Source organism: Pseudomonas sp. P4_C1 (assembly GCF_056402155.1).
In genome coordinates, this window is record NZ_JBFUHY010000043.1 from 26,741 (window position 1) to 38,768 (window position 12,028).

Genomic DNA, 12,028 nt, shown 5'->3' on the forward strand with positions numbered 1-12,028 from the left:
GGCAACAAGGTGAGGTCAAGCGCAGGGTTTTGCGCGCACCCAGCTTATGGCTTGGTAAAAAGGCTTTCTTCGGCCTGCACCAAAGCAAAGCGTGGCACCTGTTCACCGTCAACTTCGACGGACTCCAGGAACATGCTCAAGGGACGCACCCAAAAGCCGTAATCGCCATACAGGGCTTGATAGAAGACCACTTCTTCTTCGGTTTCCGAATGCCGCGCGACACTGAATACGCGGTACTGCGGACCTTTGTAATGTTGGTAGAGCCCTGGTTGTATCGGCATGCTTTGGCCCTCACTCAAATTTTTTCAAAATAAAAACAAAAATAAATCCGGAAAAACAAAAACCGGGGCACTTGGCCCCGGCTTCCATCAGCGAGACGCTTAAACGCGTTCGAAGACGGTGGAGATGCCTTGGCCGAGACCAATGCACATGGTGGCCACCCCGAAGGTGCCGCCATTCTGCTTCATCACATTGAGCAAAGTGCCGGAGATACGCGCACCGGAGCAACCGAACGGGTGGCCCAGGGCGATCGCGCCACCGTGCAGGTTAACCTTCTCGTTCATCTTGTCGAGCACTTTCAGATCTTTCAGCACTGGCAGGGCCTGTGCGGCGAAAGCTTCATTGAGCTCGAAGAAGTCGATGTCGGAGATGCCCAGACCCGCGCGCTTCAGTGCTTTTTGTGTGGCCGGTACTGGACCATAGCCCATGATCGCCGGATCCACACCTGCCACTGCCATCGAGCGAATCACCGCCAGAGGCTGGATGCCCAGGTCCTGTGCGCGCTGCGCCGACATCACGATCATGCACGAAGCACCATCGGTGATCTGCGACGAGGTGCCCGCTGTCACGGTGCCGCCCTTCGGATTGAACGCCGGCTTCAGGGCCGCCAGGCTTTCCAGGGTGGTTTCCGGACGAATGGTTTCGTCGTAGTCGAAGGTTTTCAGGAAACCGTTCTCGTCGTAGCCCTGCATCGGGATGATTTCGTCTTTGAACTTGCCTTCCACGGTCGCCTTATGGGCGAGTTGGTGGGAACGCACGCCGAAAGCGTCCTGTTGCTCGCGGGTGATGCCGTGCATTTTGCCCAGCATTTCCGCGGTCAGGCCCATCATGCCCGAGGCTTTCGCCGCGTACAGCGACATGTGCGGGTTCGGATCGACACCGTGCATCATGCTCACATGGCCCATATGCTCGACGCCACCAACCACGAAAACGTCACCGTTGCCGGTCATGATCGCTTGCGCAGCAGTGTGCAGAGCACTCATCGACGAGCCACACAGGCGGCTGACGGTCTGGCCGGCCGAGGTGTGCGGGATCTGGGTCATCAACGACGCCATGCGCGCGATGTTCCAGCCCTGCTCCAGGGTCTGGTTAACGCAGCCCCAGATCACGTCTTCGACTTCGCTCGGGTCAACCTTGACGTTGCGTTCCAGCAGTTTGCTGATCAGGTGCGCCGACATGTCTTCGGCGCGGGTGTTGCGGTGCATGCCGCCCTTGGAGCGGCCCATCGGAGTACGACCGAAGTCGACAATCACGACGTCTCTAGGATTCAAGCTCATAAGTTCACTCTCACTCTAGTTGGGGGCGCTTAACCGAAGAAGCTCTGGCCGTTCTTGGCCATTTCACGCAGCTTCGCGGTCGGGTGGTACAGCGCGCCCAAATCAGCGTACTGGTCGGCCAGGGCAACGAACTCTGCCACACCGAGCGAGTCGATGTAGCGCAGCGCACCGCCACGGAATGGAGGGAAACCAATACCGTAGACCAGACCCATGTCGGCTTCGGCGGCGGTTTCGACGATGCCGTCTTCCAGGCAACGCACGGTTTCCAGGCACAGCGGGATCATCATCCAGTTGATGATGTCTTCGTCGGTGACTTCGCGCTGCTCGTAAACGATCGGCTTGAGCACTTCCAGCACCGACGGATCGGCGACTTTCTTCTGCTTGCCCTTCTTGTCGGTCTCGTAGGCGTAGAAGCCCTTGCCGTTCTTCTGGCCCAGGCGCTTGGCTTCGTAGAGCACGTCAACGGCCGAACGGCGGTCGTCCTTCATGCGGTCCGGGAAACCTTCAGCCATCACGTCACGACCGTGGTGGCCGGTGTCGATGCCGACCACGTCCATCAGGTAGGCCGGGCCCATTGGCCAGCCGAACTTTTCCATGATCTTGTCGATACGGACGAAGTCCACACCGGCGCTGACCAGCTTGGCGAAACCGCCGAAGTACGGGAACAGGACGCGGTTGACCAGGAAGCCCGGGCAATCGTTGACGACGATCGGGTTCTTGCCCATTTTCTTGGCGTAGGCAACGGTGGTGGCGACAGCCAGCTCACTGGACTTCTCGCCACGGATCACTTCCACCAGCGGCATCATATGCACCGGGTTGAAGAAGTGCATGCCGACGAAGTTTTCCGGACGCTTGAGGGCCTTGGCCAGCAAGGTGATGGAAATGGTCGAAGTGTTCGACGCGAGGATGGTGTCCTCTTTGACCTGGTCTTCCACTTCAGCCAGTACCGCTTGCTTGACCTTCGGGTTCTCGACGACCGCTTCAACCACCAGGTCCACGTGACCGAAGTCTCCGTAAGACAGGGTTGGACGAATGCCGTTGAGCACTTCAGCCATTTTCGCGGCGGTCATGCGACCTTTATCAACGCGGCCAACCAGCAGTTTGGCGGCTTCGGCCAGACCCTGCTCGATACCGTGCTCGTTGATGTCCTTCATCAGGATCGGCGTACCTTTGGAAGCCGACTGATAGGCGATACCGCCGCCCATGATGCCGGCGCCCAGTACGGCGGCCTGCTTCACGTCCCTGGCGATTTCGTCGTAGGCCTTGGCCTTTTTCTTCAGTTCCTGATCGTTCAGGAACAAGCCGATCAGGCTCTGCGCGGCCGAGGTCTTGGCCAGTTTGACGAAACCGGCTGCTTCAATTTCCAGCGCCTTGTCGCGACCGAAGTTCGCGGCTTTCTGGATGGTCTTGATCGCTTCAACCGGCGCCGGGTAGTTCGGGCCAGCCTGGCCAGCCACAAAACCTTTGGCGGTTTCGAAAGCCATCATTTGTTCGATGGCGTTGAGCTTCAGCTTTTCCAGCTTCGGCTGGCGCTTGGCCTTGTAGTCGAACTCGCCGGAAATGGCGCGTTTGACCAGTTCCAGCGCGGCGTCCTGCAGCTTCTCTGGAGCAACCACTGCATCGACAGCGCCAACTTTCAGCGCGTCTTCAGGACGGTTTTCCTTGCCGGCGGCAATCCACTCGATGGCGTTGTCGGCACCGATCAGGCGCGGCAGGCGCACAGTACCGCCGAAGCCCGGGTAGATGCCCAGCTTGACTTCCGGCAGACCGATCTTGGCGTTGGTGGACATGACGCGGTAGTCCGCCGCCAGGCACATTTCCAGACCGCCACCCAATGCGATGCCGTTGATTGCGGCTACAGTCGGGACGTTGAGGTCTTCGAAATCGCTGAAAATCCTGTTGGCTTCGAGGTTGCCAGCAACAAGTTCTGCATCCGGCAGCTTGAAGTTGTCGACAAATTCGGTGATGTCGGCACCGACGATGAACACGTCCTTGCCACTGCTGACGATCACGCCCTTGATCGAAGCATCTGCCTTGATGGTGTCTACGGCCTGACGCAGTTCGTTCAGGGTTAGACGGTTGAACTTGTTGACGGACTCACCCTTGAGGTCGAACTTCAGTTCGACGATGCCACTTTCAAGAGCCTTAACCGTGATGGCTTTACCTTCGTAAATCATCAACTGATCTCCACGATATGGAAGCTGAACAGTACACGTCGGACGCAGGCGAATGGCTTGGCAGGGACGTTGATCGTCAATGCTACGCCCATTCCCCCGGCACACCCGCCAACGCGATAGTCGGGATTCTGTAGGAGCGGTCTGAAATACAAACGCTCAATTCATACGCCCGTTTGATTTGGGTACGTCACCTTCACGGAATTTCCGACAATTGTCAATCGCCTGAAAAACGGGTTGAAACGCGACTTTCCGGTCATTTCCGTACTGCGAAGACCTTAAACACGCCGAAGCATGCAAGGTCATTCATAGAATCAATTGTTAGAAAAGTCGCCCTAATTCGCTGCAGCCCGTGTTTAACACGCTACGCTGGCGAAACCAGGGGAAAAAGTTGAACGCTTTGGCGAATGCCCAGCGTAAGATCAGCCCACACCGTTTTACCGGCCTGCCTGGCCAACCCGCCCGATGAAGTTGTCGGGCTTTTTATTGCCTGATCGCTTCCTGTAGGAGCGAGCCTGCTCGCGATGAACCTGAGGACGCCGCAGGGGTGTCAGGTTGCCAGCGTCATCGTTGACGACCATCGCGAGCAGGCTCGCTCCTACAGGGGACCCGGTTTCAGGCCAGCGCCTTGAGGGTGGCATCGATCTGTTGCAACACCTCGGCCTCACCCTTCTCGCCCCAATACAAGGCGATTATTTGCTTGTCGGCCTCGACCTTGAAGACATTGCCTGGCAATTTTTCGAAATGATCGAGCAGCGCCCGATCTTCACAGATTTCCTGCCATTGATTCACCCAGACACCCGGTGATTTTTGCCAGTAACTCCAGCACGCCGGCTGACTGCCACGTCGCGGACGATGGTACTGCGCACAGGGGCTTGGCGGCTCCTGGCTCAGCCAGTGCGGCCATTGCTGAGGTGCCAGTTGCATGGCCAGGCCGATGCGCCGGGCCTCCATCCGCAGGGCTATGCGCCCACTCTGGGCACGCGAGGGGCGCAACCATGCCAGCGGGCTGAGTACCACCAGCAGGATTGACACCACTATCCAGACCGTCATATCTGTACTCCCGATTCTTGATGAGCCCATTGTGTCACTTTGGAACCAATGCGCTTGAAACCAGCCATACTTACCAATATTGCATCCCTCAGGAGGAGCACCTCATGCCCTACAACCATATTCTGGTCGCTGTAGATCTGACCGAAGAGTGCGACCCTGTGATCCACCGCGCTCGCGAACTGTCGGTGAGCAACGGCGCGAAGCTGTCCCTGGTGCACATTGTCGAACCGATGGCGATGGCCTTCGGCGGCGACGTGCCGATGGACCTGTCACAACTGCAACAGCAGCAGTTCGATCAGGCCAAGGAGCGACTGGAGCGCCTCAAGCACAAATACGCCGAACTCGAAGGCGCCAACTGCCACCTGACCTACGGCCAGCCACGCCAGGAAATTCACCACATGGCCAAGGAGCAGACCTGCGACCTGATCGTGGTGGGCAGCCATGGCCGGCACGGCCTGGCACTGCTGCTGGGCTCCACCGCCAATGACGTGCTGCATGGCGCGCCTTGCGATGTGCTGGCGGTGCGCCTGCAAACCAAATCCTGAAGTTGTAGGTACCCCCTGTGGGAGCGAGCTTGCTCGCGATGAGGCACTGACAGTCGATATCAACGTTGACTGACAGGCCGCCATCGTCGGAACGCCGCCCGGAGCAAGCTCGCTCCCACATTGAAAATTAACAACCTTCAAATCTTCATACGAAAAGCCCGGCGTTCATCACTGAACGCCGGGCTTTTTTTATTGCGGGATCAATCAGGCATCCAGTTCGGCCCAACGCTCGACCATGATGTCGAGTTCAGCCTGCAACTGCTCCAGCTGAGCAATCACCGCAGCCGTTTCGGCGGCAGGACGCTGATAGAAGCCCGCATCCGCCATCTGTGCTTCAACGGCGGCGATCTGTTGCTCCATGGCTTCGATCTGCCCCGGCAACGCTTCCAGTTCGCGCTGCAACTTGTAGCTGAGCTTTTTCTTCGCTACTGGCGCTTCGACGGCCGCCGCAACCGGCGCAGGCTCGGCCTTCACCACCGCAGAATTCAGGTCGGCCTTGCCGGATTTGCTCTCGGTCACGCCCAGCAGGCGCGGCGAGCCGCCCTGACGCAGCCAGTCCTGGTAGCCACCAACGTACTCGCGAACCTGGCCTTCACCTTCGAAAACCAGAGTGCTGGTGACCACGTTGTCGAGGAATGCCCGGTCGTGGCTGACCATCAGCACGGTGCCATTGAAGGTCAGCAAGACTTCTTCGAGCAGTTCGAGGGTTTCAACGTCGAGGTCGTTGGTCGGTTCGTCGAGTACCAGCAGGTTCGCCGGCTTGCTGAACAACTTGGCCAGCAACAGACGGGCACGCTCACCACCGGACAGCGCCTTGACCGGCGTGCGGGCACGCTGCGGGCTGAACAGGAAGTCGCCGAGGTAGCTCAGCACGTGGCGACTCTGACCATCGATATCGATGAAGTCGCGACCTTCGGCGACGTTGTCGATCACGGTTTTTTCCAGGTCCAGCTGATGGCGCAACTGGTCGAAGTAGGCAACATCGATCCTGGTGCCCTCTTCCACTTTGCCGCTGGTCGGCTGCAGGCCGCTGAGCATCAGCTTCAGCAACGTGGTCTTGCCGGTACCGTTGGCGCCAAGCAGACCGATACGGTCGCCGCGCTGCAGCACCATGGAGAAGTCCTTGATCAGGAACGGGCCGCCCGGGTGAGCGAAGCTCACGTTCTCGAGCACCATCACCTGCTTGCCGGACTTGTCGGCAGTATCCAGCTGGATATTGGCCTTGCCGGTACGCTCACGACGCTCGCTGCGCTCGACACGCAAGGCCTTGAGGGCACGTACGCGGCCTTCATTACGGGTGCGACGGGCCTTGATGCCCTGACGAATCCACACTTCTTCCTGGGCCAGGCGCTTGTCGAACAACGCGTTGGCGGTGGCTTCGGCAGCGAGTTCGGCTTCTTTGTGCACGAGGAAACTGGCGTAGTCGCCGTTCCAGTCGATCAGGCCACCGCGATCCAGTTCGAGGATGCGGGTGGCCAGGTTCTGCAGGAAAGAACGGTCGTGTGTGATGAACAGCACGGCGCCCTGGAAATCCTTCAGTGCTTCTTCAAGCCAGGCGATGGCACCGATGTCCAGGTGGTTGGTCGGTTCGTCGAGCAGCAGCAGGTCCGGCTCGGACACCAGGGCCTGGGCCAGCAGCACGCGACGACGCCAGCCGCCGGACAACTCGGCGAGGGTCTTGTCGGCCGGCAGTTGCAGGCGGCTCAGGGTGCTGTCGACCAGGGTCTGCAGGCGCCAGCCATCGCGGGCCTCGAGGTCGTGCTGGACGTGCATCAGTTTGTCCAGATCGGCGTCAGTAACGATGTTCTGGCTCAGGTGGTGATATTCGGCGAGCAGGGCGCCAACGCCGTCCAGGCCTTCGGCCACCACGTCGAATACTGTCCGCTCGTCGGCCACCGGCAATTCTTGCGGCAATTCGCCGATCTTGAGCCCGGGTGCACGCCAAACGGAGCCGTCATCGGGCTTCTGGTCGCCCTTGACGAGCTTCATCATGCTGGACTTGCCAGTGCCGTTGCGGCCGATGATGCACACCCGCTCACCACGGGCGATCTGCCAGGACACCTTGTCCAACAACGGCATAGCGCCGAAAGCAAGGGACACATCGCTGAATTTGAGCAGGGTCATGAGCTTCTCCAAAAACCGGGCGCGCATTCTACCTGACTTGAGGCTTCAGAAGGCCGGCAATTTCACTCTCGCAGCACTCTGCATGACAAATGTTGCGAACTGATGCGGGAACACCCGCAAAGCTTTCACCGGCTGCTGGCAAAAGGCTAAGCTACAGACAATTCAGCGCGGGCCTGGCCCGCGCTTGTCATGATTTTCTCTGCCCGGACGTCTCATGCGCAGTCGCCTTTTCAATCTTTTATCTGCATTTTTACTGTCTGCCGCTGCCGTCCAATCCGCCCAGGCGGTGGACCTGTCCACCCAACGCCAGTATTACGATGAAGCCAAGCGCGCCCTGGCCAAGGGCGACAGTGGCCCGTATTTCCGTTACAGCCAGGCCCTCGCCGATTATCCGCTGGAACCTTACCTTGCGTACGACGAGCTGACCGCGCGCCTGAAAACCGCGAGCAACGCCGAAATCGAGAAGTTCCTCGCCGAACACGGCGACCTGCCCCAGGCCAACTGGATGAAGCTGCGCTGGTTGCGCTGGCAGGCGGATCGGGGTGACTGGGCGACCTTCGTCAAGTATTACGACCCGAAAATGAACTTCACCGAACTGGACTGCCTGAATGCGCAGTACCAGCTCAGCCACAATCTCAAGACCGAAGGTAACGCCAACGCCGAAAAACTCTGGCTGACCGGCAAATCCCAACCCGAAGCCTGTGACACGTTGTTCGGCATGTGGGCCGCCGAAGGTCAGTTGACCGAACAAAAACGCTGGGAGCGCACCAAACTCGCCGCCCAGGCGCGCAACTACCCGCTGGCCAACAGCCTGATCAACGGCATGACCAACCTCGCCCCTCGCGGTCGCTTGCTGGTGGACGTCGCGCAGAAACCGGAACTGCTCAACCAGTCGTCACGCTTCACCCCGGCCGACGAAGCCATGTCCGATGTGGTCAGCCTCGGCCTGCGCCGCCTGGCTCGCCAGGACCCGGACAAGGCCATGGACCTGCTCGACGGTTACGCCAGCAGCATGCACTTCTCCCGGGATGAAAAAGTGGCGATCGCCCGGGAAATCGGCCTGACCCTCGCACGACGTTTCGACAGTCGCGCACTGGATGTCATGACCAAATACGACCCCGAGCTGCGCGACAACACCGTTTCCGAGTGGCGCCTGCGCCTGCTCCTGCGCCTGGCGCGCTGGGACGATGCCTACCAGTTGACCCGCCGCCTGCCCCAGGACCTGGCCACCACCAACCGCTGGCGTTACTGGCAGGCCCGTAGCCTGGAACTGGCGCAACCGCAGAATCCGGAAGCGCAGACGCTCTATAAAAGCCTGGCCCGCGAACGCGACTTCTATGGTTTCCTCGCCGCCGATCGCTCGCAGTCGCCCTACTCTTTGCTCAACAAGCCGCTGGTGCTCAGTCAGGCCACCATCAACAAGGTGCGTAACACGCCCGGCGTACGCCGCGCCCTGGAACTGCACGCCCGCGGGCAGATCGTCGATGGCCGCCGTGAGTGGTACTACGTCAGCCGTCACTTCAGCCGCGACGAAATGGTCGCCCAGGCCAAACTGGCCTACGACCTGAAATGGTACTTCCCGGCGATCCGCACCATCAGCCAGGCGCAGTATTGGGATGACCTGGATATCCGCTTCCCGATGGCCCACCGCGAGACCCTGGTGCGTGAAGCGAAGAATCGCGGCCTGCATCCGAGCTGGGCGTTCGCCATCACCCGCCAGGAAAGTGCGTTCATGGACGACGCCCGCTCCGGGGTCGGCGCCTCGGGCCTGATGCAACTGATGCCCGCCACCGCCAAGGAAACCGCACGCAAGTTCAGTATTCCCTATAGCTCGCCACAGCAACTGCTGGATCCGGACAAGAACATCCAGCTCGGTGCCGCCTACCTGAGCCAGGTGCACAGCCAGTTCAACGGCAACCGGGTCCTCGCCTCCGCCGCCTACAACGCCGGCCCCGGCCGCGTACGCCAATGGTTGCGTGGTGCGGACCACCTGAGTTTCGACGTGTGGGTGGAAAGCATCCCGTTCGATGAAACCCGCCAGTACGTGCAAAACGTGCTGTCGTACTCGGTGATCTACGGTCAGAAGCTCAATGCGCCACAGCCGATCGTGGATTGGCATGAGCGGTTTTTCGACGATCAATGATCGGTAGTGCCGGCGCTCTAAAAAATGCCCGCATCAAACGATGCGGGCATTTTTTTGTCAGAGGCCTTGAAGACGCAAAGATCAAAAGATCGCAGCCTGCGGCAGCACCTACAGTTCGGCGGTAACCTTGCCATCACTGAACTGCAACGCCGCCAACCGTGCATACAACGCATTGCTGGCAATCAGCTCCTGATGCGTGCCCACCGCCACCAGTTTCCCCTGGTCCATCACCGCAATTCGGTCGGCGTTTTTCACCGTGGCCAGGCGATGAGCGATTACCAGGGTGGTACGGTTTTTCATCRGGCTCGGCAGCGCCTGCTGGATCAGGTGTTCACTCTGGGCGTCGAGGGCGCTGGTGGCTTCGTCGAGGAGCAGGATCGGGGCGTCCACCAGCAACGCGCGGGCGATGGCCAGGCGTTGGCGCTGACCACCGGACAAACCGAGACCACCGTCCCCCAGATGAGTCTGGTAACCGTTGGGCATGGCTTCGATAAAGTCATGGGCATAAGCGATTTTTGCCGCTTCCTGTACCTCGGCCGAAGTCGCCTTCGGATTGCCGTAGCGAATGTTTTCTTCAATGCTGCCGAAAAACAGTGCCGGGGTTTGCGACACCAGGGCGAAACAGCGACGCAGGTCCAGCGGATCGAGTTGAGTCAACGGCACGCCATCGAGCAGGATGCGTCCCTCGGCCGGGTCGTAAAAACGCAGCAGTAAGTCATACACCGTCGATTTTCCGGCCCCCGATGGCCCGACCAGCGCCAGCGTCTCACCGGCATTGACGGTCAGGCTCAACCCGTCGACGGCATAACTTTGCGGCCGCGACGGGTAGGAAAAACGCACATTTTGCAGTTGCAGTTGGCCGTCGACCCGGTCCGGCAGTGTCACCGCGCCTGCCACCGGCGGCAGGATGATGTTTTGCGAACGCAGCAACTCGGCAATCCGCTCGGCCGCGCCGGCTGCCCGCTGCAATTCGCCAATCACTTCGCTCAAGGTGCCGAACGCGCTGCCGACGATCAGGCTATAGAACACGAACGCCGCCAGCTCGCCGGCGGAAATTCGCCCGGCGATGACGTCCATGCCGCCGACCCAGAGCATCACCCCGACCGCGCCCAATACCAGGACGATCACCAGGGTAATCAGCCAGGCCCGCTGGAAGATGCGCTTGCGCGCGGTGTTGAACGCCTCCTCCACGGTCACGGCAAACCGGCGCTCGTCCTCGGCCTGATGGTTGTAGGCCTGCACGGTCTTGATCTGGCCCAGGGTTTCGGAAACATAGCTGCCGATGTCGGCAATCCGGTCCTGACTCAGGCGCGAGAGGTTACGCACCCGGCGGCCGAAGATCAGGATCGGCGCGACCACCAAAGGCAAGGCCACCACCACGATACTGGTGAGCTTGGGGTTGGTGATGAACAGCAAGACGATCCCGCCGATCACCATCAACAGATTGCGCAGGAACAACGACAGCGAAGAACCGATGACCGATTGCAGCAGAGTGGTATCGGCGGTCAGGCGGGACTGGATTTCGGAGCTGCGATTGTCTTCGTAAAACCCCGGGTGCAGGTAAATCAGATGGTTAAACACCCGACGCCGGATATCGGCGACGCAGCGTTCACCGATCCACGACACCAGGTAAAACCGCGCAAACGTACCGATTGCCAGCCCCATGACCAGCAACATGAACAGAGTGATGGACTGATTGAGCAGATGCGGTGACTGGGTCATGAACCCCTGGTCCACCAGCAGGCGGATGCCCTGCCCCATGGACAAGGTGATGCCGGCGGTGGCGATCAGCGCCAGCAAGGCGCCAAAGGCCTGCCAGCGATACGGCGCAATGAAACGACGGGCCAGGCGAACGGCACGGCGGTGACGGGCAGAGAGCATCGCAATCATCCAGGACAAAGCAGTCATTAGGGTCAGCCTACACCGCTCAATGGGGTGGCTCGCTGCAAATCACAATGAGTCAGGTTAATTATGTCCACCAACACTAGAGGCTAGACGCTATTGGTCTAAAGTTCGGCTAGCCACGTGCCGGCATTTCTGGTGGACTGGTACTGTCCGCCCGGAAAGATCGCAGGGAGTTGTCATAGCGCGGTCACCTGGCGGTTCTACAGTAAGCACACAACCTGATGAGGAGACAGGCCATGTCCTTGCAACACAGCAGCGATGACAAGATTCAAGTGATCCGCACGCAACCAGACCAGTCTCTGGGTTGCTCGATTATTGACGAGCAGGGCCGCGAAGTACCGATCACTGAAAAAATGATCCAGAAAGCTTGCCGCGAACTGGAAAAGCGACTGGTCAAACCTGCCGAACAAGAGTGATATAGCCACCGTCTTCTTGACCCGGCCCATGGTTGGCCGGGTTTTTTATGCCTGCTTATCCAATCCGGGACTGTGGCGCGCCCATCGCGAGCAGGCTCGCTCCTACAGGGGA

9 protein-coding genes are annotated in these 12,028 nt (G+C 59.7%); 3 read left to right on the plus strand and 6 right to left on the minus strand.

Going from position 1 to position 12,028, the window contains the following annotated elements; genetic code table 11:
- Positions 1–44: 44 nt before the first annotated feature.
- From AC1DU9_RS20165 to AC1DU9_RS20180, 4 genes are all read right to left on the minus strand, one after another.
- On the minus strand, positions 45–281 hold the full coding sequence (locus AC1DU9_RS20165) for a DUF1653 domain-containing protein (RefSeq protein ID WP_007986363.1): 237 nt from the start codon (positions 279–281) through the stop codon (positions 45–47).
- A 99-nt stretch (positions 282–380) separates the two neighbouring features.
- Positions 381–1,556, minus strand: coding sequence for an acetyl-CoA C-acyltransferase FadA (gene fadA / locus AC1DU9_RS20170; RefSeq protein ID WP_053160736.1), 1,176 nt, complete (start codon positions 1,554–1,556; stop codon positions 381–383).
- 29 nt (positions 1,557–1,585) lie between these two features.
- The gene (gene fadB, locus AC1DU9_RS20175; protein WP_223463208.1) at positions 1,586–3,733 is read right to left on the minus strand and encodes a fatty acid oxidation complex subunit alpha FadB; all 2,148 of its coding nucleotides are present in this window, start codon (positions 3,731–3,733) and stop codon (positions 1,586–1,588) included.
- A gap of 612 nt (positions 3,734–4,345) precedes the next feature.
- Complete coding sequence (locus AC1DU9_RS20180) at positions 4,346–4,783, minus strand: hypothetical protein (protein ID WP_223463207.1); 438 nt, start codon at positions 4,781–4,783, stop codon at positions 4,346–4,348.
- Positions 4,784–4,887: 104 nt separating this feature from the next.
- Here AC1DU9_RS20180 and AC1DU9_RS20185 point away from each other — a divergent pair, with 104 nt between their 5' ends.
- Positions 4,888–5,328: a universal stress protein gene (locus tag AC1DU9_RS20185; RefSeq protein WP_218428798.1), complete on the plus strand. Its 441-nt coding sequence runs from the start codon at positions 4,888–4,890 to the stop codon at positions 5,326–5,328.
- Positions 5,329–5,532: 204 nt separating this feature from the next.
- Here the strand turns inward: AC1DU9_RS20185 and AC1DU9_RS20190 are convergent, their stop codons facing one another.
- Entirely contained in the window at positions 5,533–7,452 is a 1,920-nt protein-coding gene (locus AC1DU9_RS20190) for an ATP-binding cassette domain-containing protein (RefSeq protein WP_223463411.1), read from the minus strand.
- Positions 7,453–7,666: 214 nt separating this feature from the next.
- Here AC1DU9_RS20190 and AC1DU9_RS20195 point away from each other — a divergent pair, with 214 nt between their 5' ends.
- Positions 7,667–9,595 carry a transglycosylase SLT domain-containing protein gene (locus AC1DU9_RS20195; protein WP_223463412.1) on the plus strand — a complete coding sequence of 643 codons (1,929 nt, stop codon included), beginning with the start codon at positions 7,667–7,669 and terminating at the stop codon, positions 9,593–9,595.
- Between the two features lie 108 nt (positions 9,596–9,703).
- Here AC1DU9_RS20195 and AC1DU9_RS20200 read toward each other — a convergent pair whose 3' ends face one another.
- Positions 9,704–11,485, minus strand: a complete 1,782-nt coding sequence (locus tag AC1DU9_RS20200; RefSeq protein WP_477810689.1) for an ABC transporter transmembrane domain-containing protein — start codon at positions 11,483–11,485, stop codon at positions 9,704–9,706.
- 251 nt (positions 11,486–11,736) lie between these two features.
- Between AC1DU9_RS20200 and AC1DU9_RS20205 the strand changes: the two genes are divergently transcribed.
- On the plus strand, positions 11,737–11,916 hold the full coding sequence (locus AC1DU9_RS20205) for a PA1571 family protein (protein WP_223463413.1): 180 nt from the start codon (positions 11,737–11,739) through the stop codon (positions 11,914–11,916).
- Positions 11,917–12,028 lie beyond the last annotated feature (112 nt).

What these genes read in the sequence shown, in the direction of transcription:
- AC1DU9_RS20190 (WP_223463411.1), bottom strand. Translation starts at nt 7,452, where the DNA reads ATGACCCTGCTCAAATTCAGCGATGTGTCCCTTGCTTTCGGCGCTATG.
- AC1DU9_RS20180 (WP_223463207.1), bottom strand. Translation starts at nt 4,783, where the DNA reads ATGACGGTCTGGATAGTGGTGTCAATCCTGCTGGTGGTACTCAGCCCG.
- fadA (WP_053160736.1), bottom strand. Translation starts at nt 1,556, where the DNA reads ATGAGCTTGAATCCTAGAGACGTCGTGATTGTCGACTTCGGTCGTACT.
- AC1DU9_RS20195 (WP_223463412.1), top strand. Translation starts at nt 7,667, where the DNA reads ATGCGCAGTCGCCTTTTCAATCTTTTATCTGCATTTTTACTGTCTGCC.
- AC1DU9_RS20205 (WP_223463413.1), top strand. Translation starts at nt 11,737, where the DNA reads ATGTCCTTGCAACACAGCAGCGATGACAAGATTCAAGTGATCCGCACG.
- AC1DU9_RS20185 (WP_218428798.1), top strand. Translation starts at nt 4,888, where the DNA reads ATGCCCTACAACCATATTCTGGTCGCTGTAGATCTGACCGAAGAGTGC.
- fadB (WP_223463208.1), bottom strand. Translation starts at nt 3,733, where the DNA reads ATGATTTACGAAGGTAAAGCCATCACGGTTAAGGCTCTTGAAAGTGGC.
- AC1DU9_RS20165 (WP_007986363.1), bottom strand. Translation starts at nt 281, where the DNA reads ATGCCGATACAACCAGGGCTCTACCAACATTACAAAGGTCCGCAGTAC.